A 25,106-nucleotide genomic window follows, 5' to 3' on the forward strand; every position below is an offset into this window, starting at 1 on the left:
AAGGGAAAAATGAGATCTCAATTTTGTCTGGGTGGTAAACCAGATTGCCGGATGGCGGCTTCGCCTTATCCGGCCTACAGATCCGTGCCGTTATTGGGTTTGTAGGCCTGATAAGCGCAGCGCCATCAGGCGCGACTAATGCAGCAAAGCAACCCAATTCATCGCCAGCTCCGGCCATGCGGCGGCGGGCAGGCCTTTGGTTCCGCGAATGCCAAACCCGTGTTTACCTTCGGCAAACAGATGCAACTCCGTCGGCACGTTATGCGCGCGCAGGGCGTTGAACATCACCAGCGAATTTTCGACCGGTACTGACGGGTCATCCACCGCGTGCATCAGGAAGGTTGGCGGTGTTTGAGCGGTGATATTCAGCTCAGGAGAGTAGCGCTTAATCTGCTCGGCGGATGGCGTGTCGCCAATTAATGCGGTGCGTGAACCGGGGTGAGCAATGGCTTTATCCATCGAAATAACCGGGTAGCCGAGCACCACAAAATCAGGACGTGCGCTCTGTTTATCGACATCGTCGAGCGGCGAGTAAACCGCTTCGTCGTAGCGCGTCTCAAGGCTTGCCGCCACGTGCCCGCCCGCAGAGAAGCCCATCACGCCGATTTTTTGCGGGTTAATATGCCACTTTGTGGCATTAGCGCGCACGGTGCGCAGCGCTCGCTGGGCGTCAGCCAGTGGCGCATTGGCCCCTTCGGCATGACCGTCGGCGGGCATGCGGTAGGTCATCACAAACAGCGTGTAGCCTTTGGCGTTAAACGGCGCGGCTAAATCGCTGCCTTCTTTATCCAGCACCACCCGCTGATAGGAGCCCCCCGGCGTCACCAGCAGCGCCACGCCGTTCGGATGTGCCGGAGCGTAGACGGTGATTTGTGGCGCGCGGATGCCGGTCACGGCGCGATCCGGCAGTTTGGGATCTTTGCTACGTTCCACCAGCGCGTAGGTTACCGGGCTGTTTTTAGCCCCCGGCGCTTCGCCATTGGGCCAGACGGAAAGGACAGGCAGAGTGGCAAAAGCCGCCTGCGCGGAAAATGCCAGAACAAGAGCAGCGGACAGAGGTAAGCGCATCATAAACGTCTCCACGGGGAAAACGCTTATTTATCATCCATTAAATTGTGAGAACGGGAATGCATTCACACAATGGTGTTTCATAAATAGAGAAACAAGAAGGTGTGAGGTGGGTGTTATTCCCGGCGTCGCGTAGCCCAACTGAGCAGCGCGACGCCGGGGAAAACTCACGCGCGTGTGGCGATAAGGATTGCAGAAGCCTTGATCAGCGCAATAGCGCGGCTGCCTTTCGCCAGCTTCATCTCGCTCTGACTTTCGTTGGTGATGACCGCAACAATCTCAAAGCCTGCGTCGGTTTTGATATGCACGGTCGCGTTTACCGCGCCTTCGGTGACCTGGGTCACTTCACCGGCAAACTGGTTGCGGGCAGAGAACTTCAGACCGCAGTCTTCGGTTGCCAGCGTTACCCACGGGGCTTTAATCAGGGCAATGGCTTCCTTCCCATTGACCAGGCCCAGCGCTTCTTTGCTGCTGTGGGTGACGATAGCCACCAGCTTTGCGCCGCCCGGCAGGGTCAGTTCGATTTCGTCGTTGACCGCGCCGGTTGAGACTGCGCTGATGGTGCCCGTTAATTGGTTACGTGCTGAAACTGCCATACGATACTGCCTCCATTCACTTGTTATCGAATCAGAGGTCAGTATAGCCACAGTTTCTACATTAACGAATCCTTATCAATGCCCAGACGTTTCATTCTTGAGAGCAATGTGGTGCGCTTAAGCCCCAGACGCTGCGCCGCGCCTTTCGCCCCGGCGACCACGCCGTTCGTCTCTTTCAGCACCCGAACGATCAGCTGATATTCGTCTTCGCCTTCTTTCGGCGCTTCGGCGGCCGGAACGGGCTCCGCGTCATCTGAGGCAAACGCCAGCTCCGGCATGGACAGCTGCAGCACGCTGCCGCGCGTCAGCAGCACCGCGCGTTCAATCACGTTTTCCAGCTCGCGCACGTTGCCTGGCCATTCCATCTGGCTAAGGATGCGCAGCGTTTCCGCTGGAATACTGTCGATATTGCGGCCCAGCCGACGGGCGATTTTGAAGGTAAACGCCTTCACCAGTAGCGGAATATCTTCCGGGCGTTCGCGCAGCGGTGGCAGGTGGATCGGGAACACATTGAGACGATAGTAAAGATCGCTACGGAACTCGCGATCGAGCACCATTTGCTTGAGATCGCGGTTGGTGGCGGCGATCAGGCGTACGTCGGTCTGGATCAGCTTATTGCTGCCCAGGCGTTCAAACTCCTGTTCTTGTAGTACGCGCAGCAGCTTAGGCTGTAGCTCCAGCGGCATATCGCCCACTTCGTCGAGGAACAGCGAGCTTTTATCCGCCAGCTCAAAGCGGCCGATTCGCTGGGTGCTGGCGCCGGTAAACGCGCCGCGCTCGTGGCCAAACAGGTCGCTTTCCAGCAGGCCGGCTGGCATCGCGGCACAGTTCATTTTCACCATTCGGCGGGTGTTGCGGCCGCTGAGATTATGGATGGCGCGGGCGATCAGCTCTTTCCCGGTGCCGGTTTCCCCGAGGATCAGCACCGTGCTGTCGCTTGGGGCAACCATCTCAACCTGCTTAAGCACGTTGAACATCGCTTCGCTGCGGCCGATGATTTCGCCAAATTCGCCGTCGACGTTGTTCAGCTATTCGGTCAACGCCAGGTTTTCATCCACCAGGCGCTCTTTCAGACGGTGGATTTCCTGATAGGCGAGGGCGTTATCAACGGCGATGGAGACGCGCTCCGCTATCTGCTTGAGCAGCTTCAGGTTGGCGGCACAAAAGACCTTTTCGTCGCACTGGGCAAGCTTAAGCACGCCGAGCATTTTGTCGCCCGACATCAGCGGCAGCAGGCACAGCGTCTGGATTTTGTCGTCCCACATTTCAAACAGATGGCGCTCGTACGGCGCCAGCTTATCGCGCTCGTCGAGGTTGAGCTTGAGCATCTCCTTGCTCTTAAATACCTGCTCCGTCAGCGTGCCGGACTCGTTAACTTCGCTTTGATCGTGCACCGGATCGTTAACGTCGATGTAGTGCGTCGAATAGATATTCAGTTTGCCTTTGCGGTTGCCGCGCAGCACCACGCTAATGGCGTCAATATTGAAGTAGTAGTGGATCTCTTTGGCGACCGCGCTGACTAACTCATCCATATCCAGACGCGATAGCACGGCGTTGGTGATAGCCACCAGAATACGGAAGTTATCGCGCTCGCGGCACAGCAGATCGTAATCAACGTTGTTGGTGACCCGGCTTTGGATCTGCTCGGTGACCACGGCGACGATCTGCGTAAAGGTATGCAGACGCTGGTACTCTTTTTCCGTCCACGGGCTATCGTCTTTACGGATAAACTCGCAGCCGCCGAAAATGCGCCCTTCCGCCGCCAGCGGCAGCAGGCAGTAGTGACCGAAAGGCGAATACAGCTCGCTGGCGGCCAGCTGTGGCCAGGCTTCGTTGAACTCGCTGTAGCTGCAGTGCAGCGCGTCGGGGCGCGAGAGCAGACGTCTGACCGGGCCGTTGGCCAGGATATTATCGTCCTCGTAGGCCAGCGGTTGGCCCGCGCCGCGCGAGGTATGATAGCCCGCACGCAGGTTGCCCGGCTGGAGCAGGATAATTGCTGCGCTGTCGGCCAGCGCCGCCTGTTTAGCCAGATGCGCCAGCGTTTCGCTTAGCGCAGCCAGATCCGGCTGTTGAAGAAGAGTCCGGGTAATATCGAACAGCCCTTGCTGCCCGAGATCGCCCATCGGTGTATACGACATGTAACTTGCCCATAAATGCACCGCGTTGGGTGCGATAAATAATAATAATAATAAAATGCTGACCTTGAGCGGCCGGTTAACAAATTCGCGGCAGCGGTTCGGCGTGGGGGAGATCCAGCGTGCGCTTCACGCCGTAGAGCCCGGCCACGCGAACGCCTCGACGTTCGGTCACTTCGCCGATGATGGCGGCATCCGCGCCCAGTGGGTGCGCGCGCAGTGCGGCGAGTACCGTATCGGCGGCCTCCCGGCTGACGCCGATAACCAGTTTACCTTCATTAGCAAAGTTAAGCGCGTCCAGCCCCAATAATTCGCACACGCCGCGTACGGCATCTTTTAACGGCAGGTATTGTTCCTGGATTTCAACGCCGTAGCCGCAGGTCGCGGCAAACTCGTGGGCGACCGCATTGACCCCGCCGCGAGTGGCATCACGCAGCGCTTTGACGCCGTCGATGGGCCGCAGGCTTTGAATCAGCGGCGTTAATACCGCGCAGTCGCTTTGCAGTTCACCGTCGAGGCCGAGCTGTTCACGCAGGTTGAGAATGGTCGCACCGTGATCGCCTAGCGTACCGCTGACGATGAGCACGTCACCTGGCGTCAGCGTTGCCGCGCCCCAGTGGATATCCGCCGGAATGGCGCCCATTCCGGCGGTGTTGATAAAAAGCTTGTCCGCCGCGCCGCGACCGACCACTTTGGTGTCGCCGGTGACGATGGCGATTTCCGCCGCCTGGGCGGTCGCCGCCATGCTGTTGACCACGGCCTCCAGCGTCTCCATCGCTAGCCCTTCCTCAATAATAAAACCGCAGGAAAGATAGCGCGGTACCGCACCGCTGACCGCCACGTCGTTCGCCGTGCCGCAGACCGCCAGCTTGCCGATATTGCCTCCGGGGAAGAACAGGGGGTCTATCACGTAGCTGTCGGTAGAAAAGGCCAGACGGTCACCGTGGGCGGTCAGAGAAGCCAGCGACAGACGCGCCTGGTCCTCCTGCTCCGCCAGCCAGGGGTTGGCGAACGCCTTCATAAACAGACTGTCGATCAGCTGCTGCATCGCCAGGCCGCCGCTGCCGTGGGCTAACTGGATTGTCTTCATGCTTCGGACTCCTGACTGCGATATTGATACCAGGCGGCACACGCCCCTTCGGATGACACCATCAGCGCGCCGAACGCGCTCTGTGGGTTACAGGTGGCACCGAACAGCGGGCATTGATGCGGCTTACAGCGGCCGGTCAATACGTCGCCACAGCGGCCGGTCAATACGTCGCCACAGCGGGCGCGCGGGTCGTCGCAGACGCGCTGCGGCTGTGGCTTAAAGTGGGCTTCGGCGTCGAAGCGCTGATAGTCGGGCGTCAGCTGCACGCCAGAGTCGTTAATTAACCCCAGGCCGCGCCATTCGCTGTCGCCTTTCACGGCAAACACGGCAGCAATGGCCTCTTGCGCAAGCCGATTACCGTCGTCCGGCACCACGCGGCGATACTGATTTTCCACGCAAGGCGCTTCGGCAATCTTCTGCTCCACCAGCATGTTCACCCCCTGGAGCAGATCGACCGGTTCAAACCCGGCGACCACCAGCGGGCGATGGTAGTCGCTGGCGATAAAACCGTAGGCGTGAGTGCCTATCACCATGCTGACGTGGCCCGGTGCGAGAAAAGCATCGATGCCGTTGTCCGGCTGATCGAGCAGGCTGCGCAGGGTTGGAATCAGCGTAATGTGCTGACAGAAAAAGAAGAAGTTACCCACGTTCTGCGCTTTGGCCTGCTGGAGGGTAATTGCCGTTGTCGGCATGGTGGTTTCAAAACCGAGGCCGAAAAACACCACTTTACGATCCGGATTGTGCTGCGCCAGTTTGAGGGCGTCCATTGGCGAATACACGATGCGGATATCCGCGCCGCGTGATTTCGCCTGCATCAGCGAGCCGTTTTTCCCCGGCACGCGCATGGCATCGCCGAAGGTACAGAAAACGACGTCGGGGTGGCTGGCAATCTCGATGCAGGCGTCAATTCGCCCCATAGGCAGCACGCATACCGGGCAGCCTGGTCCGTGAATAAATTCGATATTCTCTGGCAGGAGTTGGTCGAGACCGAATTTAAAAATCGCGTGCGTGTGGCCGCCGCACACTTCCATAATACGCAGCGGGCGTTCGGCGGTGTAGGCCAGACGCTGTGCCCGGTTTTTCAGGTGGGCGATGAGCTGCATCACCTGTTCCGGCGCACGGTACTCATCAACAAAGCGCATTACCGTTCCTCGCCAAAGAGCAGGGCGCCGACGTCCGGCTCGACTTCAAACATGTTTTCCAGCGCCGCGAGGGTATCGCGAGCCTCGTCTTCGTTAATAATGCTCATAGCAAAGCCTACGTGCACCAGTACCCACTGACCGATACGCGGCTGGCCGTGTTCATCGGTTGCGCCGACCAGCGTCAGGTCGACATCACGCTTGATACCACAAACGTCAACCTTCGCCTGCACGCCGTCAATGGCGGCAATTTGTCCTGGAATGCCTATGCACATCGCTGCGCCTCCAGCCAGTTTAACCAGGTCTCCATGCCTTCACCGCTGGTAGCGGAGAGCAGGATGATTTCAATATTCGGGTTCACTTCACGCGCGCAGGCGAGGCACTTCTCAACGTCGAAATTGAGGTACGGCAGCAGGTCAACTTTGTTGAGCAGCATGACCGACGCGGCGGCAAACATATGCGGGTACTTGAGGGGCTTGTCTTCACCTTCGGTGACCGACAGCACGGCGACTTTGTGTCGTTCGCCTAAATCAAAGCTCGCCGGGCAAACCAGGTTGCCGACGTTTTCGATAAACAGAATCCCGTTGCTCTCGAGCGGCAGGCGCGGGGCGGCATCGGCAATCATCTGCGCATCAAGGTGACAGCCTTTACCGGTGTTGACCTGAATGGCCGGCGTACCGGTTGCGCGAATGCGCGCGGCATCGTTAACCGTTTGCTGGTCGCCTTCGATGACGGCGCAGGAGACGCGGTCTTTCAGGCGCATCAGGGTTTCGGTGAGCAGGGTGGTTTTACCGGATCCCGGGCTGGAAACCAGATTCAGCACCAGCTGTTCGCGGGCGGCAAAACGCGCGCGGTTACGTGCGGCAATCTGATTGTTTTTATCCAGCACGTCAATTTCCACTTCCAGCATCCGGCGCTGGCTCATGCCCGGCGCGTGGGTGCCCGCCTCGCCGTGGCCATAGTGCAGGTCGCCGTTGTCCGCGGCCTGCGGCTGAAATTCTTGTGTTCTGACGCCGGTAATCGACAGAGCCGGACGGCCCGCCGGTGCGAAGGGGGCGCTGCGGAACAGCGAATGCGGGTTACGTTCATCGCCCTCTATATAGAGGTTGCCTTCAGCACAACCACAGGTGCTACACATACATTACTCCTGATCAATTTCAATTCGCTGAATCTGTAAACCGTCGTCGGCGACGATACGCAGGTTGTCGCTGTTGCACTGTGGGCAGCGGCGGACGTGTACCGACACGAGCTGGACATACTGCTGGCAGGCTTCACACCAGCATTCTGCCTCCTGCTCTTCGACGTGGAGTGTACAGCCTTCAGCCAGCGTGCCGCGGCACACCAGATCAAAACAAAAGGTCATCGCGCTGGTCTCTACGCAAGAAAACGCCCCGACCTTGATCCAAACGCCAGTCACGCGCTTAGCGCCGTTCTGTCTCGCCTGCTGTTCGACAATTTCCAGCGCGCGCTGGCAGAGCGTGATTTCGTGCATATCGCCTCTCGTTTTTGATGACTCGCAGATGTAATGCAATAACGATGCCAGAGATGGAATGGCGTCGTAAAAGACTGTCGATGACGATGTCATGCTGACGAAATGACATGTCGTCTACGGCATGTCATTTATATAAATATAATAAAAATCAATTGGTTAAAAACATGGCATGAAATCTGCTTAGGAGGCTTGTTTCTATTAACCGGGTAACCGACATGACTATTTGGGAAATTAGCGAGAAGGCCGATTACATCGCCGATCGTCACCGCCGCCATCAGGATCAATGGCGTGTGTACTGTAACGCTCTGGTTCAAGGGATCACGTTGTCAAAAGCGCGTCTGCATCATGCAATGAACTGCGCACCGGATAAAGAGCTGAGCTTCGTGCTGTTCAAGCATTTCATCGTCTCCGTTACGCTGGCTGACAACTTTAACAGCCACACCGTTGAGTACTACGTGGAAACGCGAGATGGCCTGAATAAAGAATGCGTTGCGCGCGCTGAGCTGAGCGACAGCGGCTTTATCGACGGTACGGTCAACATCCGCGATCGCGAGCAGGTGCTGGAACACTATCTGGACAAAATCTCGCCGGTATACGACACCCTGTATGCCGCGCTGGAGAGCGACAGCCCGGTGAGTTTCGACAAACTGGCGCAGGACCCTCATCGGGCATCCATCGCCTGAATATTTGGTGTGTCGACGGGTGTCGAAATGACACCTGCTCTGCATGATTTCGTCAAAAATGACTGTCACCTGAGGAAGACCTGGTGAATCGTTTTGTAATTGCTGACTCTACCGTTTGTATTGGTTGCCGCACCTGTGAAGCGGCCTGTGCGGAAACGCACCGCCAGCACGGCCTGCAATCCATGCCGCGGCTCAGAGTCATGCTCAATGAAAAAGAATCCGCGCCGCAGATGTGTCACCACTGCGAAGACGCGCCGTGCGCTGGCGTTTGTCCGGTGAATGCTATTACCCGCGTAGACGGAGCCGTTCAGCTGAATGAAAGCCTCTGCGTGAGCTGCAAACTGTGTGGTATTGCCTGCCCGTTTGGCGCCATTGAATTTTCCGGCAGCCGTCCGCTGGATATCCCGGCCAACGCCAATACGCCAAAAGCGCTACCGGCTCCGCCGGCGCCGGCTCGCGTCAGTACGTTACTGGACTGGGTGCCGGGCGTTCGCGCCATCGCGGTGAAGTGCGATCTGTGCCAGTTCGATGAACAGGGCCCGGCCTGCGTACGCACCTGCCCAACGAAAGCGCTGCATCTGGTCAATAACATGGACATCGCCCGCGCCAGCAAACGCAAGCGTGAGCTGACCTTCCACACTGATTTGGGCGATCTTTCGCTGTTTCAGGCGCAACAAGGAGAGGTGAAATGAGCGTGATGACCTTAATTAATAGCGCGGTGGCGTGGTTTGCTTTTGCCGCGGTATTCGCCTTTTTACTGTCGCTGAAAAAATCGCTGAGCGGTGTGATTGCCGGTATCGGTGGCGCACTGGGTAGCCTGTGCGCGCTGCTGGCTGGCGTGCAGGTGCTGGTTCGTGGCTTCCCGGCGATGGGCAGCCTACGGCTGGTGCACTACAGCGTACTGGTCACCCCGCTGAATGCGGTCTGGCTGATAGCGCTGGGCCTGTGTGGTCTGTTTGTCAGCCTGTACAACATTGACTGGCATCGTCATCCGAAGGTGCGTAATAACGGCCTGCTGATTAACGTCCTGCTGGCCGCCGCCGTGTGCGCGATTGTCGCCAGCAGCGTAGGCTCACTGGTGGTGATGGCCGAAATTATGGCGCTGTGCGGTGCATTTCTTACCGGCTGTGCTTCATCCGGCAAGCTGTGGTTCGCGCTAGGTCGACTGGGCACGATTCTGCTGGCGATTGCCTGCCTGCTGCTGTGGCAGCGCTACGGCACGCAGGACCTGCTGTTGCTGAATGAACGCGCGCAGCAGCTGCCCATTGGCTCCGACATCTGGCTGCTGTGCGTTATCGGCTTTGGCCTGCTGGCCGGGATTATCCCGCTGCACGGCTGGGTGCCACAGGCGCATGCCAACGCCAGCGCACCGGCCGCCGCGCTGTTCTCTACCGTGGTGATGAAAGTGGGACTGCTCGGCATTCTCACCGTGTCTTTGCTGGGTAACGCACAGCCGTTGTGGTGGGGGATAGCCCTGCTGGTGCTGGGGATGATCACCGCCTTCGTGGGCGGCCTGTACGCGTTAATGGAACACAATATCCAGCGGCTGCTGGCGTACCACACGCTGGAAAATATCGGCATTATTCTGCTCGGTTTAGGTGTGGGCATCACCGGCCTGGCGCTGCAACAGCCGGTGATGGTGGCGCTGGGGCTGGTCGGTGGCCTGTACCATCTGCTCAATCACAGTCTGTTTAAAACCACGTTGTTCCTCGGCGCGGGTGCGGTCTGGTTCCGTACCGGCCACCGCGATATCGAAAAACTGGGCGGCATCGGCAAGCGTATGCCGATGATTTCGCTGGCGATGCTGGTAGGGCTGATGGCGATGGCCGCGCTGCCGCCGCTGAACGGTTTTGCCGGTGAGTGGGTTATCTATCAGTCGTTCTTCAAACTGAGCACCAGCGGCGCGTTTATCGGCCGTCTGCTTGGCCCGCTGCTGGCGGTTGGCCTGGCGATCACCGGTGCGCTGGCGGTGATGTGTATGGCGAAAGTCTACGGCGTCACCTTCCTGGGCGCGCCGCGGACGCAAGAAGCGGAAAACGCCTGCTGCGCGCCGCTGCTGATGTCGGCGAGCACCGTCGCGATGGCGCTGCTGTGTATCGTCGGCGGTGTTGCTGCACCGTGGCTGTTGCCCATGCTGAGTACCGCCGTGCCGCTGCCGATGGCAACCGCACATACCGTGGTCTCCCAGCCGATGATTACCCTGCTGCTGATTGCTTGCCCACTGCTGCCGTTCATTATTCTGGCGCTGTTTAAAGGCAACCGTCTGCCGAGCCGTTCGCGCGGCGCGGCGTGGGTGTGCGGCTACGACCATGAAAAATCAATGGTCATTACCGCACACGGCTTCGCGATGCCGGTGAAACAGGCGTTTGCACCGGTGCTGAAGCTGCGTCAATGGCTGAATCCGGTGTCGTGGGTTCCGGGCTGGCAGAACGCGGCGGCGCCGCTGCTGCTGCAACGTCTGGCGCTGGTTGAACTGGCGGTGCTGGTCGTGATTGTCATCTCTCGAGGAGCCTGAACATGACGTTCCTATTTGCTGTACTGCAGGCGCTGGTGCTATTCGCCGTCGCGCCGCTGCTTTCCGGTATCACCCGCGTGCTGCGCGCACGGTTGCATAACCGTCGCGGCCCGGGCGTGATGCAGGAGTATCGCGACATCATCAAACTGCTGGGCCGTCAGAGCGTTGGCCCGGATGCCTCCGGCTGGGTGTTCCGCCTGACGCCGTTTGTGATGGTCGGCGTGATGCTGACGATCGCGACCGCGCTGCCGGTGGTGACGGTCGCTTCCCCGATGCCGGGTCTGGGCGACCTTATCACCCTTATTTACCTGTTCGCCGTGGCGCGTTTCTTCTTCGCCATTGCCGGTCTGGACACCGGTAGCCCGTTCACCGCCATCGGCGCCAGCCGTGAAGCGATGCTCGGCGTGCTGGTGGAACCTATCCTGCTGCTCGGACTGTGGGTCGCCGCGCTGGTTGCGGGCTCTACTCATATCAGCAATATCACCAACACCCTGTACCACTGGCCGGTCAGCCGCAGCATTCCGCTGGTGCTGGCCTTCTGCGCCTGCGCCTTCGCCACCTTTATCGAAATGGGCAAACTGCCGTTCGATCTCGCGGAAGCAGAGCAAGAGTTGCAGGAAGGCCCGCTGTCCGAGTACAGCGGTAGCGGCTTTGGCGTGCTGAAGTGGGGCATCAGCCTCAAACAGCTGGTGGTGCTGCAGATGTTTGTTGGCGTCTTCATCCCGTGGGGACAGATGACCAGCTTTAGCGTCGGCGGCCTGGTTCTTGCGGTGATTGCCGCCATCGTCAAGCTGGTGGTCGGGGTGCTGATTATTGCCCTGTTCGAAAACAGCATGGCGCGTCTGCGTCTGGATATCACCGGCCGCATTACCTGGACCGGGTTCGGTTTAGCCTTTTTAGCCTTCGTCTCCTTGCTGGTGGCGTGATAAGAGAGTTGTGAGCATGTCTGAAGAAAAAGTGGGTCAACACTACCTCGCCGCGCTGCACCAGGCCTACCCGGGCGTGGTGCTGGACGAAGCCTGGCAGACCAAAGACCAGTTAACGATTACCGTGAAGGTGAACTACCTGCCGGAAGTCGTCGAGTTTCTTTACTACCACCAGGGCGGCTGGCTGTCGGTGCTGTTTGGCAACGATGAACGTAAGCTGAACGGTCATTACGCCGTTTACTACGTGTTGTCGATGGAGAAGGGCACTAAGTGCTGGATCACCGTGCGCGTCGAAGTGGACGCCAACACCCTGGAGTATCCGTCCGTTACGCCGCGCGTACCTGCCGCCGTATGGGGCGAACGCGAAGTGCGTGACATGTACGGTCTGCGCCCGGTCGGCCTGCCGGACGAGCGTCGTCTGGTGCTGCCGGACGATTGGCCGGACGAGCTGTACCCGTTGCGTAAAGACAGCATGGACTACCGCCAGCGCCCGGCACCGACCACCGATGCGGAAACCTACGAGTTCATCAACGAGCTGGGCACCAAGAAAAACAACGTGGTGCCGATTGGCCCGCTGCACGTGACGTCCGACGAACCGGGACACTTCCGTCTGTTCGTTGACGGCGAGAACATTATCGACGCCGACTACCGTCTGTTCTATGTCCACCGCGGCATGGAGAAACTGGCGGAAACCCGTATGGGCTACAACGAAGTCACCTTCTTGTCTGACCGCGTGTGCGGCATCTGTGGCTTTGCCCACAGCACCGCCTACACCACCTCCGTCGAGAATGCGATGGGCATCGTGGTACCGGAACGCGCACAGATGATTCGCGCCATCCTGCTGGAAGTTGAGCGCCTGCACTCGCACCTGCTGAACCTCGGCCTGGCGTGTCACTTCACCGGCTTTGACTCTGGCTTTATGCAGTTTTTCCGCGTGCGTGAAGCCTCTATGAAAATGGCAGAAATCCTCACCGGCGCGCGTAAAACCTACGGCCTGAACCTGATTGGCGGTATTCGTCGTGACTTCCTGAAAGACGACATGATCCAGACCCGTCAGCTGGCGCAGCAGATGCGCCGCGACGTGCAGGATCTGGTGGATATTCTGCTGAGTACGCCGAACATGGAACAGCGTACCGTCGGTATCGGCCGTCTGGACCCGGAAATCGCCCGTGACTTCAGTAACGTCGGCCCGATGGTCCGCGCCAGCGGCCACGCCCGCGACACCCGCGCCGATCACCCGTTTGTCGGTTACGGTCTGCTGCCGATGGAAGTGCACAGCGAACAGGGCTGCGACGTGATTTCCCGTCTGAAAGTGCGTATCAACGAAGTGTTCACCGCGCTGAACATGATTGACTACGGCCTTGATAACCTGCCGGGCGGCCCGCTGGCGGTGGAAGGTTTCACCTACATTCCGCATCGCTTTGCGCTGGGCTTCTCGGAAGCGCCGCGCGGCGATGATATCCACTGGAGCATGACCGGCGACAACCAGAAGCTGTACCGCTGGCGCTGCCGTGCGGCGACCTACGCCAACTGGCCGACCCTGCGCTATATGCTGCGTGGTAACACCGTTTCCGATGCGCCGCTGATTATCGGTAGCCTCGATCCTTGCTACTCCTGTACCGACCGCATGACCGTGGTCGACGTGCGTAAGAAGAAAAGCAAGGTCGTGCCGTATAAAGAGCTTGAGCGCTACAGCATCGAGCGTAAGAACTCGCCGCTGAAATAATTGGGGCATTGCGTGGGGGCCCCTCACCCCGACCCTCTCCCCAAAGGGGCGAGGGGGAAGGGCAGATCGCGTGCGTATTCACTGACAACGCCGATCTGTTCCCTCTCCCTTTCAGGGAGAGGGCTAGGGTGAGGGTAAAACCCCGCACGCATCCGGGAGCAACTATGTTTACCTTTATTAAAAAAGCCATTAAAACCGGCGTGACCACCTCGTCTTATCCGCTGGAAGCGATGCCGGTGGATAAAAACTTCCGCGGCAAACCGGAACACAACCCGCAGCAGTGTGTTGGCTGCGCGGCGTGCGTCAACGCCTGCCCGTCGAACGCGCTGACGGTGGAAACCGATCTCGCCGCCAATCAGCTGGCGTGGCAGTTCAACCTCGGTCGCTGCATTTTCTGCGGTCGCTGTGAGGAAGTGTGCCCGACCGCGGCGATCAAGCTGTCTCAGGAATATGAGCTGGCGGTGTGGAAAAAAGAAGATTTCCTCCAGCAGTCTCGCTTCGATATCTGCAACTGCCGCGTGTGTCAGCGTCCGTTTGCGGTGCAAAAAGAGATTGATTACGCGATTGAAATTCTCAAGCACAACGGTGACAGCCGCGCGGAACACCACCGTGAAAGCTTTGAAACCTGCCCGGAATGTAAGCGTCAGAAATGTCTGGTGCCCTCCGATCGTATTGACCTGACTCGCCACATGAAAGAGGCCATCTGATGAGCAACTTAATCGGGCCACGCGACGATAACGGCATGCCAGTGCCGATGACGGTAGACGAATCTATCGCCAGCATGAAAGCGTCGCTGCTAAAAAACATTAAGCGTTCCGCCTACGTTTACCGCGTCGACTGCGGCGGCTGCAACGGCTGCGAAATCGAAATTTTCGCCACGCTGTCACCGCTGTTTGATGCTGAACGTTTTGGCATTAAAGTGGTGCCATCGCCGCGCCACGCCGACATTCTGCTGTTTACCGGTGCGGTGACGCGCGCTATGCGCTCACCGGCGCTGCGCGCCTGGCAGTCTGCGCCGGACCCGAAAATCTGTATCTCTTACGGAGCCTGCGGTAACAGCGGCGGTATCTTCCACGACTTGTACTGCGTCTGGGGCGGCACCGACAAAATCGTGCCGGTCGACGTGTACATCCCCGGCTGCCCGCCAACGCCTGCCGCTACGCTGTACGGCTTTGCCATGGCGCTGGGTCTGCTGGAGCAGAAAATCCATGCCCGCGCGCCGGGCGAGCTGGATGCCCAGCCTGCCGAAATCCTCCATCCGGATATGGTGCAGCCGCTGCGCGTTCAGGTTGACCGCGCCGCGCGTCGCCTGGCGGGCTACCGCTACGGTCGTCAGATTGCGGACGACTATATGCTGCATTTGGGGCAGGGTGACGAGCGGGTTCAGCAGTGGCTGGAGGCAGAAAACGATCCGCGTCTGACGGAAATCGTCACGCAGCTGGGCCATGTGGTAGAAGGAGCGCGAATTCGATGAGCGAACAGGTGGTGTTCAGTCAACTGAGCCGTAAATTCATTGATGAGAACGATGCAACGCCTTCCGAGGCGCAGCAGGTTGTCTATTACAGCCTGGCGATTGGCCACCACCTTGGGGTCATCGATTGCCTGGAAGCCGCGCTGACCTGCCCGTGGGATGACTATCGGGCGTGGATAGCTACGCTGGAAGAGGGCAGTACGGCGCGGCGGAAAATGGAAGGGGTGCCGAAATACGGCGAAATTGTTATCGACAGTAACCACGTGTCGATGCTGGCCAACGCGTTTGACAAAGCGCGCGCACGCCAGACGCCGGAACAGCAGGCGTGGAGCGAAGCGATGCTCAATATGCTGCATGCCATTTATCAAGAAAGCGCCATCTACCTGATGGTCAGGAGGCTCCGTGACTGACGTTTTACTCTGTGTTGGCAATAGCATGATGGGCGATGACGGCGCCGGTCCGCTGCTCGCTGAAATGTGCGCCGCCCAGCCGAAAGGGGCGTGGGTCGTGATTGACGGCGGCAGTGCGCCGGAAAATGACATCGTGGCGATTCGCGAGCTGAACCCTGCACGTCTGCTGATTGTTGACGCTACCGATATGGGGCTGAATCCGGGCGAAATACGTATTATCGATCCGGACGACATCGCCGAGATGTTTATGATGACCACCCACAATATGCCGCTGAACTATCTGGTCGATCAGCTGAAAGACGACGTGGGCGAGGTGATTTTCCTCGGCATTCAGCCGGATATCGTGGGCTTTTATTACCCAATGACTCAGGCCATTAAAGACGCGGTTGAGGTGGTGTATCAGCGGCTGGAAAACTGGCAGGAGAACGGCGGGTTTGCGCAGTTAGAGGCTGAGGACGACGAGTCGTGTTGATCCGTTTGTGATGCCGGGTGGCGCTTCGCTTATCCGGCCTACGTACGGCACGTTTCTGGTAGGCCGGATAAGGCAACGCCGCCATCCGGCACCCTATTTTTACGCCAAATCTTCCCCGTTGCTGGCAATCACCTTCTTATACCACCAGAACGACTTTTTACGCGTCCGCGCCAGCGTGCCGTTCCCCGCATCGTCGCGGTCAACGTAGACAAACCCATAGCGCTTGCTCATCTCCCCCGTAGAGGCTGCCACCAGGTCAATACAGCCCCAGGTGGTGTAGCCCATCAGCGGTACGCCGTCTTCAATGGCGTCACCCATTGCGCGGATATGTTCGCGCAGATAGCTGATGCGGTAATCGTCGTCGATCTGCCCGTCGGCGTTGACCACGTCCTTGGCGCCCAGGCCGTTTTCCACCAGGAACAGCGGCTTCTGGTAGCGGTCATACATCATGTTCATGGTAATTCGCAGGCCGAGCGGGTCGATGCCCCAGCCCCATTCACTGGCCTCGATGTACGGGTTTTTCAGTGACTTGACTATGTTTGCCGCGTTGGTGTTGTTGGCGTTCATCTCCGCCGAGGCGCAGCGCGAGGCGTAGTAGCTAAACGACACGAAATCGACGGTGTGCTTCAGCGCCTCGTCGTCTCCCGCTTCTTTCGCGATGGTGACGCCTTTCTCGCGGAAAACGCGGGCGGAATAGGCCGGGTACGCGCCGCGCGCCTGTACATCGATAAAGAACAGGTTCTCGCGATCTTTCTCCAGCGCTGTCCACACGTCTTCAGGCTTACAGGAGTACGGGTAGAAGTTACCGCCCGCCAGCATACAGCCGACCTGGTTTTGCGGGTTGACCTCGTGGGCAATTTGGGTGGCCAATGCGCTGGCCACCAGTTCGTGATGCGCGGCCTGGTATTTCACCTGATCCTGGTTTTCCCCCTCTTCAAACACCAGCCCGGCGCCGGAGAACGGGCTGTGGAGCATGATGTTGATTTCATTGAAGGTCAGCCAGTATTTCACCAGCCCGTCGAACGCCTCAAAGCAGGTGCGCGCATAGCGGGTGAAAAACGCCACCATTTTGCGATTACGCCACGAACCGTATTCGGTCACCAGATGCATCGGAACATCAAAGTGGCACAGGGTGACCAGCGGCTCGATACCGTATTTTTTGCACTCGCGGAACAGGTCGCGGTAAAAGGCGATACCTTCCTCATTTGGCGTCAGTTCATCGCCGTTGGGGTACAGACGGCTCCAGGCAATGGAGGTACGGAATACGCCAAAGCCCATCTCTGCCATGAGGGCAATATCTTCTTTGTAGCGATGATAGAAATCGATGGCCTGATGGCTTGGATAGAACTCGTCATCGCGCAACGCAAAGCGTTTTTCCTGGCCGAGTTTGACCGGCAGACGGTTGGCGCCGTGCGGAATCATATCCACGGTTGTCAGGCCTTTACCGCCTTCCAGATAGGCCCCTTCGGCCTGGTTGGCGGCAATGGCGCCGCCCCAGAGAAATCCTTGCGGAAATGTCGACATGCGTTACCTCGCTATTAAAAATTATGCCACGCGGGCCGCGGCGGCCGGGGCGGTTGCCTGGCGTTGACGCGCATCGGCGGCGGCATCCTCTACCGGAATATCCTCAAAGCCGAGGATCAGCGTCAGCACGAACGACAGCACCACCGCCAGCGCCATGACGCCAAACACCCATACGATAGTCATCGGATTGGCGGGATCGAAGAACTGTACGCTGGTGAACAGACCCGGTGCGGCCATTGAGTGGCTCGCCAGACCGGCGATACCGGCGACGGCGCCGCAGATAAAGCCGCTAATCAGGCTGGCGATTAACGGGCGTTTCAGGCGAACCGCCACCCCGTACAGCGCCGGTTCAGAGATACCGGCAAGAATCGCCGAAGCCGCTGCCGCCAGCGCGGTCTGGCGCAGCTCCGGGTTTTTTGTTTTCCATGCGACCGCCAGTGACGAGCCGCCGAGCGACAGGTTAGCGCCGATTTCTGACGGCATCACCATCCCTTCTTTGCCGGTTTCGGCGATGGTCTGAATGATGGTGGGGGTAAACACGCGGTGCATCCCGGTCATCACCAGCAGCGGCCACAGGGCGCCCATAATGGCGACAGACAGCCAGCCCAGATAGCCGTGAATGGTGTACACCAGCGCGGAGATAGCGCTACCGATCCAGATGCCAATCGGGCCGATCAGGACGATCGCCAGCGGGGCGGCAATCAGCACGATCAGCATGGGTTTCAGGAAGTTTTTGGTGACTGCCGGTGTGATCCGATCGACCCAGCGCTCGATATAAGACAGGCACCAGGTCATCACCAGCGCCGGTATCACGGTGTAGGTGTATTTCACCGCCGTCACCGGAATAAAAGCGAACTCAACGTGCTCGCCCTGAGCGGCCTTTGCCATCAACTCAATAAAGCTGGGATGCACCAGCACCCCGGCGATAGCAATTGCCAGCGACATATTGGTTTTGAATTTTACCGCCGCCGAGGCGGCGACCATCAGCGGCAGGAAGAAGAACGCGCCGTCGCCGATCGCGGTCAGAATGGTCAGCGTTGGCGCACCTTTCGACAGCACGCCGGTCATTTCGAGGATCATGGCCAGCAGTTTGACCATCGATCCACCGATAATCGCCGGGATCAGCGGAGACATGGTGCCGATCAGCGCGTCGAGTATTCCCGCGCCGACGCGCTTGAAGGTGAGTTTGGGCTTCCCGACCGGAACGGCTGGCTGAAGATCGCCGGGCAGCAGGCTGACCACTTCGCGGTAGGCCTGCGAGACGGTGTTGCCAATGATCACCTGGCACTGGCTGTCGGTACGTACCACGCCCATCACGCCGCTGATGCCTTTAAGCGTGGCGCTATCAACCTGCGAATCGTCTTTGAGCACGAAGCGCAGACGGGTCATGCAGTGTGTGACGGCGGCGATATTATCCACGCCGCCCAGCGCGTTCACCACGGATTGCGCCAGAGCCGCATAATTTTTAGCCATCGGAAAATCCTGTTTTATCAGTAGGGTACTTGTCGCGCATCGGCCGAGGCTGGTCGGCGATGAAACGTTGTATAGGAAACCGGTTCCACATAATCATCTGGTGTTTATTTTGTTGCGGCAAGATCTAATTTTTGTTTTTAATTAATTCGTGAAACCGATCACATGAAAGCGCGAAGACCCCTTTTGCCGCGGTTTTGCCGTTGCTGAAAATCCTCAGACGGTGAAGTACACTGCTGACAGATCATTTCTTAAAGGAACAACGATGACGACGATGCTAGAGGTGGCACGACGGGCGGGCGTATCGAAAGCCACCGTATCGCGGGTGCTATCGGGCAACGGTTACGTCAGCCAGGAAACAAAAGATCGGGTGTTTCTGGCCATTGAAGAGAGCGGCTATCGGCCGAATCTGCTGGCGCGTAACCTGGCGACGAAAAAGACGCAGACGCTGGGGCTGGTGGTCACCAATACCCTTTATCACGGCGTGTACTTCAGTGAACTGTTGTACCACGCGGCAAGCATGACGGAAGATCAGGGGCGACGGCTGGTGCTGGCGGACGGCAAGCACAGCGCGGAGGAAGAGCGGGAGGCCATTCAGTATCTGCTCGACCTGCGCTGCGACGGCATTATTATTTATCCGCGTTTTTTAAGCGTCGACGAAATTGACGACATGATTGAGCAGCAGCCCCAGCCGGTGCTGGTGATTAACCGTCGGCTGCGGCGCAACAGCAGCCACTGTGTCTATTGCGATCAAAAAAATGCCAGCCAGATGGCGGTGGAGCGCTTAATCGCGCTGGGCCATCGCGATATTGCGTTTATTACCGGCTCGCTCGATTCGCCAACCGGCATTGAGCGCCTCTCGGGTTACAAAGACGCGTTGGCTCAGCACGGCATTGCGGTGCGTGACGCGCTGATTGTTGAAGGTAAATGGACGCCGGCCACCGGTGCCGCGGGCGTTGACACGCTGCTGACGCGGCAGGTGCCGTTTAGTGCGCTGGTGGCAAGTAACGATGATATGGCTGTGGGGGCAATCAAGCGCCTCCACGATCGCGATATCGCGGTGCCACAGCAGGTGTCGGTGATTGGCTTCGACGATATCACATTGGCACCCTATATGGTTCCGTCACTTTCAAGCGTACGTATTCCGGTGACGGAAATGATTAAAGAGACCATCCACCGGCTTATTTTTATGCTCGACGGCGGCGATTTTAAATACCAGCAAACCTTCCCCGGTGAACTGATCGCCCGTGACTCCATCGCGGCGGGTCCCCACCGCTAGCGTCGTCAGCTGTCATCGTCATTAGTGACGATGACAGCGAATCTTCACGGTTAATCTAAAGAATATCCTTAAAAATCAACTTTGTAAAAGTTGGCTCGAATAATGCATCCTCCCGCGCAATCACTGTCATAGCTGGAGAAGTTGATGAACCGTTTCATCATCGCTGATGCGAGTAAATGTATTGGCTGTCGTACGTGCGAAGTCGCCTGCGTTGTTTCTCACCAGCAGGACCAGGACTGCGCCGCACTGACGCCACAGTCTTTCCTGCCCCGTATTCACGTTATCAAAGGCGTGGATGTATCGACCGCCACCGCCTGCCGTCAGTGCGAAGACGCGCCGTGCGCCAACGTCTGTCCGAACGGCGCTATCATTCGCGACAAAGGGTTTATTCACGTCATGCAGGAGCGCTGCATCGGCTGTAAAACCTGTGTGGTGGCCTGCCCGTACGGCGCCATGGAAGTGGTGGTGCGTCCGGTCGTTCGCGACAGCGGCGCGGGCCTGAAGGTACGCGCGGAAAAAGCGGAAGCCAATAAATGCGACCTCTGTTTCCATCGTGAAGCCGGCCCTGCCTGTATGGAAGCGTGCCCGACACACGCGCTGTTTTGCGTTGACCGCGACAAGCTGGAACAGCTGAGCGCGGAAAAACGCCGTCGCGCCGCGCTGGAAAGCGCCGCGTCTATCTCTCTTTAATCATCCTTAGATTTCTCTTTTAACAGGTCTGTTACTGATGAAAAAAATCACGAGCGTATGCCCTTATTGTGGCGCGGGTTGCAAACTGAAACTGGTTGTCGACAACGGTAAAATTATTCGTGCCGAAGCCGCCAACGGCCAAACCAACCAGAACGAGCTGTGCCTGAAAGGCTACTACGGCTGGGACTTCCTTAACGACACCCAGCTGCTGACGCCTCGCTTAACGCAGCCGATGATCCGCTATGAGAAGGGCGGCAAACTGACCCCCGTGAGCTGGGATGAAGCGATTCGTTACACCGCGAAGCGCCTTGGCGACATTAAAGCTGAATTCGGCCCGCGCGCCATTATGACTACCGGGTCATCGCGCGGTACCGGCAATGAAACCAACTATGTGATGCAAAAATTCGCCCGCGGCGTGCTGCATACCAATAACGTCGACTGCTGCGCCCGCGTGTGCCACGGCCCATCCGTCGCAGGTTTACAGGACGTACTGGGCAACGGCGCGATGAGTAACAGCATCGGCGATATTGAAAACTCCCGCTGCCTGCTGGTCTTTGGCTACAACTGCGCTGACTCGCACCCGATCGTGGCGCGTCGGGTTATTAAGGCCAAAGAGAAAGGGGCCAAAATTATCGTCTGCGATCCGCGCAAAATTGAAACCGCGCGCATTGCCGATCAGCACTTACAGATGCGTAACGGCAGCAACATGGCGCTGGTGAACGCGTTTGCCCACGTGCTGCTGGAAGAAGAGCTGTACGACAAAGAATACGTCGCCCGCTACACCACCGGGCTGGAAGAGATGCGTGAAGTGGTGAAAGACTACGCGCCGGAAGCGGTGGAATCGCTGACCGGCATTCCTGCTGCACAGGTACGTCAGGCGATGCGCACCTATGCGGCGGCACCGTCGGCGACCATTATGTGGGGGATGGGCGTGACCCAGTTTGGTCAGGCTGTTGACGTGGTGAAAGGGCTGGCAAGCCTGGCGCTGCTGACCGGCAACCTCGGGCGCGAAGCCGTTGGCGTGGGCCCGGTGCGTGGACAGAACAACGTACAGGGCGCCTGTGATATGGGCGTGCTGCCAAACCAGTTCCCCGGCTATCAGGATGTGGTTGACCCGCAGGTACGCGCGAAGTTCGCCAAGGCGTGGGGCATTGATGCCAGCGTAATGGATGACAAAGTCGGCGTACGCATTACCGAAGTCCCGCACCTGACGCTCGAAGGGAAGGTCAAAGCCTACTACATCATGGGCGAAGATCCGCTGCAAACGGAGGCCGATCTGGGCCTGGTGCGCAAAGGGTTTGAGGCGCTCGATTTCGTGGTGGTGCAGGACATCTTTATGACCAAAACCGCCGAACAGGCGGACGTGCTGCTGCCAGCGACCTCCTGGGGCGAACACGGCGGCGTCTTTACCTGTGCTGACCGCGGCTTCCAGCGTTTCGAAAAAGCCATCGAACCGACCTATAACGTGAAGCGTGACTGGGACATTATCAGCCTGATCGCCACCGAAATGGGCTATCCGATGCACTATGACAATAACCAGCAGATTTGGGACGAAATGCGCGAGCTGTGCCCGCTGTTCTACGGTGTGACCTACGAAAAAATGGGTGACATGGGCCACGTGCAGTGGCCTTGCCCGACGCTGGACCATCCCGGTACGCCATACCTCTATGAAGGCAACGCGTTTGCCACGCCGGACGGTAAGGGCCATCTGTTTGCCGCGCCGTGGCGTGCGCCTGCGGAAAGCCCGGACGCCGAATTCCCGCTGGTGCTGTGTACGGTGCGTGAGGTGGGGCACTACTCTTGCCGCTCGATGACCGGTAACTGCGCAGCGCTGCAGTCGCTGGCCGATGAACCTGGCTTCGTGCAGATTAACCCGCAGGATGCCGCACTGCTGAACGTGCAGGACAAACAGCTGGTCTGGGTTTCTTCACGCCGTGGCAAAGTTATCACCCGCGCTAACGTCAGCGAACGTATCAACCAAGGCAGCGTATACATGACCTACCAATGGTGGATTGGCGCCTGCAACGAACTGACCCAGGACAATCTCGACCCGATTTCCAAAACGCCGGAAACCAAGTACTGCGCGGTAAAAGTGGAAGCGATTGAGGATCAACACTGGGCCGAAAATCATGCGTTACAAAGCTATCAGTCGATGAAAATGCGTCTGAAAGCGGCGGTACACGGGTAAATCACTATGCGTGCAAACGGTGTGCAGATCCGCATTTGCGGAAAAGTACAGGGCGTGGGCTTCCGGCCCTTTGTGTGGCAGCTGGCGCAGCAGCGCGGCTGCCTGGGCGATGTCTGTAATGACGGCGCGGGCGTACTGCTGCGCCTGTACGGCGATGAAGTCGATTTTATCGCCGCGCTGTACCAGCACTGTCCGCCGCTTGCACGCATCGACAGTACCCAGGTCGAGCCCTTTGCGTGGCCGACCTTACCCAGCGAATTTACTATCCGTCAGAGCGGCGCGGGGGCGATGAGCACGCAAATCGTGCCGGATGCCGCAACCTGTCCAGCCTGTCTGGCGGAAATGAACGACCCGCAGCAGCGGCGCTACCGCTATCCGTTTATTAACTGCACCCACTGCGGGCCGCGCTTTACCATTATCAACGCCATGCCATATGACCGACCTTTCACGGTGATGGCGGCGTTTCCGCTTTGCCCGCAGTGCGCGGCGGAGTATCGCAACCCTTACGATCGGCGCTTTCACGCCCAGCCGGTGGCCTGCGCGGAATGCGGGCCTTGGCTGACGTGGCACAGCGGCGACCAGCGCGAGCAGAAAGAGGCCGCGCTGACCGCCGCCATCGCGCTGCTGAAGGCCGGCGGCATCGTGGCGGTAAAGGGCATTGGCGGTTTTCATCTGGCCTGTGATGCCACAAACGGCGAGGCCGTAGCCCGACTGCGCGAACGAAAACGTCGCCCGGCGAAACCGCTGGCGGTGATGCTAGCAAACGCCGATGCGCTGCCGATGGATGCCCGCTCGCTGCTGCAAACGCCCGCCGCGCCGATTGTGCTGGTCGATAAAGCCCGCGTGGCGCAGCTTTGCGAGGCCATTGCGCCAGCGCTTGCCGAGGTGGGGGTGATGCTGCCCGCCAACCCACTTCAGCACCTGCTGATACAGGGCGCGGATCGCCCGCTGGTGATGACCTCCGGCAATCTGAGCGGCAAACCACCGGCGCTGAGTAACGCGCAGGCGCTGGCGGATCTGGCGGACATTGCCGACGGTTTTCTGCTGCACAACCGCGATATCGTGCAGCGTATGGATGACTCCGTGGTGCGTCAGAGCGGCGAAATGCTGCGCCGTTCACGTGGCTTTGTGCCGGACGCGCTGCCGCTGCCGCCGGGCTTTCGCGACGTGCCGCCCATGCTGTGTCTTGGCGCAGACATGAAAAATACTTTCTGCCTGGTGCGCGGTGACCAGGCGGTGGTGAGCCAGCACTTTGGCGATCTGACCGACGACGGCGTAGAAAGCCAGTGGCGGCAGGCGCTGGGCCTGATGCAGGCCATCTATGATTTTACGCCGCAGGCGGTTGTGGCTGACGCGCATGATGGCTACCGCTCGTCACACTGGGCCGAACACAGCCCGCTACCGGTACAGCGCGTGTTGCATCATCACGCGCATATTGCCGCCTGCCTGGCGGAGCACGACTGGCCGCTTGACGGCGGAGAAGTGATTGCGATGGCGCTCGATGGCATCGGCATGGGGGAAAACGGCGCGCTGTGGGGCGGCGAGTGCCTGCGCGTGAGCTACCGGGAATGCGAACATCTCGGCGGTCTGCCGCCGGTAGCGCTGCCGGGGGGCGATCTGGCGGCGAAGCAGCCGTGGCGTAACCTGCTGGCTCAATGCCTGGCGTTTGTGCCTGACTGGTTGTCTTTCAGCGAAACCCGGACTTTACAGCAACAAAACTGGCCGCTGCTGAAGCAGGCTATGGCGCGCGGGATCAATAGCCCGCAGGCCTCTTCCTGTGGCCGACTGTTTGACGCCGTGGCCTGCGCGCTGGGCTGTGCGCCGCAGACGCTGAGCTATGAAGGCGAAGCAGCATGCCGGCTTGAAGCGCTGGCCGCGGTCTGTGACGGCATTCGCCACCCGGTCACGATGCCGGTACGCGAGCGCTATCTCGATCTTGCGTCGTTCTGGGAAACCTGGCTGCGCTGGCAGGCGACGCCTGCACAAAAAGCGTGGGCGTTTCACGACACGCTGGCGCAGGGCATCGCCGAGCTGATGCGCCATCACGCGCGGCAGGCAGGCGTCTCCACCCTGGCCTTCGGCGGCGGCGTGCTGCACAACGCGCTGCTGCGTGCGCGGCTGATGCACTATTTACACGATTTCACTTTGCTTTTTCCGAAGCGGTTACCCGCCGGGGACGGAGCAATTTCATACGGACAGGCCGTGATTGCGGCGGCTCGTCATCTGATTTAA

Annotated in this window: 22 protein-coding genes and 1 pseudogene; 13 read left to right on the forward strand and 10 right to left on the reverse strand. The window is 59.0% G+C overall.

Annotation, left to right across the window (positions count from 1 at the left end):
* Positions 1-135: 135 nt before the first annotated feature.
* From H7R56_RS05585 to hypA, 8 genes and pseudogenes are all read right to left on the reverse strand, one after another.
* Entirely contained in the window at positions 136-1,071 is a 936-nt protein-coding gene (locus H7R56_RS05585; protein WP_106928240.1) for an alpha/beta hydrolase, read from the reverse strand.
* Between the two features lie 164 nt (positions 1,072-1,235).
* Positions 1,236-1,664: a TOBE domain-containing protein gene (locus tag H7R56_RS05590; RefSeq protein ID WP_106928242.1), complete on the reverse strand. Its 429-nt coding sequence runs from the start codon at positions 1,662-1,664 to the stop codon at positions 1,236-1,238.
* Between the two features lie 56 nt (positions 1,665-1,720).
* A pseudogene (flhA, locus tag H7R56_RS05595) lies at positions 1,721-3,802 on the reverse strand (formate hydrogenlyase transcriptional activator FlhA).
* A gap of 76 nt (positions 3,803-3,878) precedes the next feature.
* A complete protein-coding gene (hypE, locus tag H7R56_RS05600) occupies positions 3,879-4,889 on the reverse strand; it encodes a hydrogenase expression/formation protein HypE (RefSeq protein WP_106928246.1) in 1,011 nt (336 codons plus the stop codon).
* Positions 4,886-6,031 carry a hydrogenase formation protein HypD gene (hypD, locus tag H7R56_RS05605; RefSeq protein ID WP_106928248.1) on the reverse strand — a complete coding sequence of 382 codons (1,146 nt, stop codon included), beginning with the start codon at positions 6,029-6,031 and terminating at the stop codon, positions 4,886-4,888. Before hypD ends, hypE begins: the two co-directional genes overlap by 4 nt.
* Complete coding sequence (locus H7R56_RS05610; RefSeq protein WP_106928251.1) at positions 6,031-6,303, reverse strand: HypC/HybG/HupF family hydrogenase formation chaperone; 273 nt, start codon at positions 6,301-6,303, stop codon at positions 6,031-6,033. The genes hypD and H7R56_RS05610 overlap by 1 nt, the downstream gene beginning before the upstream one ends.
* Positions 6,294-7,166, reverse strand: coding sequence for a hydrogenase nickel incorporation protein HypB (hypB, locus tag H7R56_RS05615; protein WP_106928253.1), 873 nt, complete (start codon positions 7,164-7,166; stop codon positions 6,294-6,296). Before hypB ends, H7R56_RS05610 begins: the two co-directional genes overlap by 10 nt.
* 3 nt (positions 7,167-7,169) lie before the next feature.
* A complete protein-coding gene (gene hypA, locus H7R56_RS05620) occupies positions 7,170-7,520 on the reverse strand; it encodes a hydrogenase maturation nickel metallochaperone HypA (protein WP_106928255.1) in 351 nt (116 codons plus the stop codon).
* A gap of 215 nt (positions 7,521-7,735) precedes the next feature.
* Between hypA and hycA the strand changes: the two genes are divergently transcribed.
* The 9 genes from hycA to hycI all read left to right on the forward strand — a co-directional run bounded on the left by hycA (position 7,736) and on the right by hycI (position 15,723).
* A complete protein-coding gene (hycA, locus tag H7R56_RS05625) occupies positions 7,736-8,203 on the forward strand; it encodes a formate hydrogenlyase regulator HycA (protein WP_182928543.1) in 468 nt (155 codons plus the stop codon).
* An 83-nt stretch (positions 8,204-8,286) separates the two neighbouring features.
* Positions 8,287-8,895 (forward strand): 4Fe-4S dicluster domain-containing protein, encoded by a 609-nt coding sequence (locus H7R56_RS05630; RefSeq protein ID WP_106928259.1) that lies wholly within the window; start codon positions 8,287-8,289, stop codon positions 8,893-8,895.
* On the forward strand, positions 8,892-10,718 hold the full coding sequence (gene hycC / locus H7R56_RS05635) for a formate hydrogenlyase subunit 3 (RefSeq protein ID WP_106928261.1): 1,827 nt from the start codon (positions 8,892-8,894) through the stop codon (positions 10,716-10,718). The genes H7R56_RS05630 and hycC overlap by 4 nt, the downstream gene beginning before the upstream one ends.
* 2 nt (positions 10,719-10,720) lie before the next feature.
* On the forward strand, positions 10,721-11,644 hold the full coding sequence (locus H7R56_RS05640) for a respiratory chain complex I subunit 1 family protein (RefSeq protein ID WP_106928263.1): 924 nt from the start codon (positions 10,721-10,723) through the stop codon (positions 11,642-11,644).
* Between the two features lie 16 nt (positions 11,645-11,660).
* The gene (gene hycE / locus H7R56_RS05645) at positions 11,661-13,370 is read left to right on the forward strand and encodes a formate hydrogenlyase subunit HycE (protein WP_106928265.1); all 1,710 of its coding nucleotides are present in this window, start codon (positions 11,661-11,663) and stop codon (positions 13,368-13,370) included.
* 164 nt (positions 13,371-13,534) lie between these two features.
* Positions 13,535-14,077 (forward strand): formate hydrogenlyase complex iron-sulfur subunit, encoded by a 543-nt coding sequence (locus H7R56_RS05650; protein ID WP_106928267.1) that lies wholly within the window; start codon positions 13,535-13,537, stop codon positions 14,075-14,077.
* Positions 14,077-14,844, forward strand: coding sequence for an NADH-quinone oxidoreductase subunit B family protein (locus tag H7R56_RS05655; RefSeq protein ID WP_106928269.1), 768 nt, complete (start codon positions 14,077-14,079; stop codon positions 14,842-14,844). Before H7R56_RS05650 ends, H7R56_RS05655 begins: the two co-directional genes overlap by 1 nt.
* The gene (locus H7R56_RS05660; RefSeq protein ID WP_106928271.1) at positions 14,841-15,251 is read left to right on the forward strand and encodes a formate hydrogenlyase maturation HycH family protein; all 411 of its coding nucleotides are present in this window, start codon (positions 14,841-14,843) and stop codon (positions 15,249-15,251) included. Before H7R56_RS05655 ends, H7R56_RS05660 begins: the two co-directional genes overlap by 4 nt.
* Positions 15,244-15,723, forward strand: a complete 480-nt coding sequence (hycI, locus tag H7R56_RS05665) for a hydrogenase maturation peptidase HycI (RefSeq protein WP_106928272.1) — start codon at positions 15,244-15,246, stop codon at positions 15,721-15,723. The genes H7R56_RS05660 and hycI overlap by 8 nt, the downstream gene beginning before the upstream one ends.
* Positions 15,724-15,822: 99 nt before the next feature.
* Here hycI and H7R56_RS05670 read toward each other — a convergent pair whose 3' ends face one another.
* Both H7R56_RS05670 and ascF read right to left on the reverse strand, forming a co-directional pair.
* Entirely contained in the window at positions 15,823-17,247 is a 1,425-nt protein-coding gene (locus H7R56_RS05670) for a 6-phospho-beta-glucosidase (RefSeq protein ID WP_106928274.1), read from the reverse strand.
* Positions 17,248-17,268: 21 nt separating this feature from the next.
* Positions 17,269-18,720 (reverse strand): PTS cellobiose/arbutin/salicin transporter subunit IIBC, encoded by a 1,452-nt coding sequence (ascF, locus tag H7R56_RS05675; protein WP_106928276.1) that lies wholly within the window; start codon positions 18,718-18,720, stop codon positions 17,269-17,271.
* Between the two features lie 262 nt (positions 18,721-18,982).
* Between ascF and H7R56_RS05680 the strand changes: the two genes are divergently transcribed.
* The 4 genes from H7R56_RS05680 (at position 18,983) to hypF (ending at position 25,106) form a co-directional block, all read left to right on the forward strand.
* A complete protein-coding gene (locus tag H7R56_RS05680; RefSeq protein WP_106928277.1) occupies positions 18,983-19,996 on the forward strand; it encodes a LacI family DNA-binding transcriptional regulator in 1,014 nt (337 codons plus the stop codon).
* A 144-nt stretch (positions 19,997-20,140) separates the two neighbouring features.
* Positions 20,141-20,686: an electron transport protein HydN gene (gene hydN, locus H7R56_RS05685; RefSeq protein WP_106928279.1), complete on the forward strand. Its 546-nt coding sequence runs from the start codon at positions 20,141-20,143 to the stop codon at positions 20,684-20,686.
* A gap of 37 nt (positions 20,687-20,723) precedes the next feature.
* Positions 20,724-22,874 carry a formate dehydrogenase subunit alpha gene (gene fdhF, locus H7R56_RS05690; RefSeq protein WP_182928544.1) on the forward strand — a complete coding sequence of 717 codons (2,151 nt, stop codon included), beginning with the start codon at positions 20,724-20,726 and terminating at the stop codon, positions 22,872-22,874.
* Positions 22,875-22,880: 6 nt separating this feature from the next.
* Positions 22,881-25,106, forward strand: a complete 2,226-nt coding sequence (gene hypF / locus H7R56_RS05695) for a carbamoyltransferase HypF (RefSeq protein ID WP_106928283.1) — start codon at positions 22,881-22,883, stop codon at positions 25,104-25,106.

This window comes from Klebsiella sp. WP3-W18-ESBL-02, assembly GCF_014168815.1.
GTDB lineage: Bacteria > Pseudomonadota > Gammaproteobacteria > Enterobacterales > Enterobacteriaceae > Kluyvera > Kluyvera ascorbata_B.

What these genes read in the sequence shown, in the direction of transcription:
- H7R56_RS05655 (WP_106928269.1), top strand. Translation starts at nt 14,077, where the DNA reads ATGAGCAACTTAATCGGGCCACGCGACGATAACGGCATGCCAGTGCCG.
- hypB (WP_106928253.1), bottom strand. Translation starts at nt 7,166, where the DNA reads ATGTGTAGCACCTGTGGTTGTGCTGAAGGCAACCTCTATATAGAGGGC.
- hypF (WP_106928283.1), top strand. Translation starts at nt 22,881, where the DNA reads ATGCGTGCAAACGGTGTGCAGATCCGCATTTGCGGAAAAGTACAGGGC.
- H7R56_RS05670 (WP_106928274.1), bottom strand. Translation starts at nt 17,247, where the DNA reads ATGTCGACATTTCCGCAAGGATTTCTCTGGGGCGGCGCCATTGCCGCC.
- H7R56_RS05590 (WP_106928242.1), bottom strand. Translation starts at nt 1,664, where the DNA reads ATGGCAGTTTCAGCACGTAACCAATTAACGGGCACCATCAGCGCAGTC.
- hydN (WP_106928279.1), top strand. Translation starts at nt 20,141, where the DNA reads ATGAACCGTTTCATCATCGCTGATGCGAGTAAATGTATTGGCTGTCGT.
- hycA (WP_182928543.1), top strand. Translation starts at nt 7,736, where the DNA reads ATGACTATTTGGGAAATTAGCGAGAAGGCCGATTACATCGCCGATCGT.
- hycE (WP_106928265.1), top strand. Translation starts at nt 11,661, where the DNA reads ATGTCTGAAGAAAAAGTGGGTCAACACTACCTCGCCGCGCTGCACCAG.
- H7R56_RS05660 (WP_106928271.1), top strand. Translation starts at nt 14,841, where the DNA reads ATGAGCGAACAGGTGGTGTTCAGTCAACTGAGCCGTAAATTCATTGAT.
- hypA (WP_106928255.1), bottom strand. Translation starts at nt 7,520, where the DNA reads ATGCACGAAATCACGCTCTGCCAGCGCGCGCTGGAAATTGTCGAACAG.
- H7R56_RS05585 (WP_106928240.1), bottom strand. Translation starts at nt 1,071, where the DNA reads ATGATGCGCTTACCTCTGTCCGCTGCTCTTGTTCTGGCATTTTCCGCG.
- H7R56_RS05650 (WP_106928267.1), top strand. Translation starts at nt 13,535, where the DNA reads ATGTTTACCTTTATTAAAAAAGCCATTAAAACCGGCGTGACCACCTCG.
- hypD (WP_106928248.1), bottom strand. Translation starts at nt 6,031, where the DNA reads ATGCGCTTTGTTGATGAGTACCGTGCGCCGGAACAGGTGATGCAGCTC.
- hypE (WP_106928246.1), bottom strand. Translation starts at nt 4,889, where the DNA reads ATGAAGACAATCCAGTTAGCCCACGGCAGCGGCGGCCTGGCGATGCAG.
- fdhF (WP_182928544.1), top strand. Translation starts at nt 20,724, where the DNA reads ATGAAAAAAATCACGAGCGTATGCCCTTATTGTGGCGCGGGTTGCAAA.
- H7R56_RS05640 (WP_106928263.1), top strand. Translation starts at nt 10,721, where the DNA reads ATGACGTTCCTATTTGCTGTACTGCAGGCGCTGGTGCTATTCGCCGTC.
- H7R56_RS05680 (WP_106928277.1), top strand. Translation starts at nt 18,983, where the DNA reads ATGACGACGATGCTAGAGGTGGCACGACGGGCGGGCGTATCGAAAGCC.
- hycC (WP_106928261.1), top strand. Translation starts at nt 8,892, where the DNA reads ATGAGCGTGATGACCTTAATTAATAGCGCGGTGGCGTGGTTTGCTTTT.
- H7R56_RS05610 (WP_106928251.1), bottom strand. Translation starts at nt 6,303, where the DNA reads ATGTGCATAGGCATTCCAGGACAAATTGCCGCCATTGACGGCGTGCAG.
- ascF (WP_106928276.1), bottom strand. Translation starts at nt 18,720, where the DNA reads ATGGCTAAAAATTATGCGGCTCTGGCGCAATCCGTGGTGAACGCGCTG.